Here is a 249-nt window from a genome sequence, read left to right on the forward strand (position 1 = left end):
GTGGAAGCATGGTAACGTGTGGAGCTGACCGGTACTAATAGGCCGAGGACTTGACCACAAAGCAGACTTTCTTGCTCGCGTCCACTAGGCAATTCTGAGACAGCAAGCAGCTGTTTCGCAGGGTTACGGCGGTTATGGCGGGAAGGAAACACCCGGTTACATTCCGAACCCGGAAGTTAAGCTTCTCTGCGCCGATGGTACTGCACTCGGGAGGGTGTGGGAGAGTAGGTCACCGCCGGACAATTTTTG

At 55.0% G+C, this 249-nt stretch carries 1 rRNA gene; it reads left to right on the forward strand.

Going from position 1 to position 249, the window contains the following annotated elements:
• The first annotated feature begins 124 nt into the window (after positions 1 to 124).
• Positions 125 to 241: ribosomal RNA gene (rrf, locus tag IO39_RS43685) — 5S ribosomal RNA — on the forward strand.
• Positions 242 to 249: the final 8 nt, after the last annotated feature.

It is taken from the genome of Nonomuraea candida, assembly GCF_000725485.1.
Classification (GTDB): Bacteria; Actinomycetota; Actinomycetes; order Streptosporangiales; family Streptosporangiaceae; genus Nonomuraea; species Nonomuraea candida.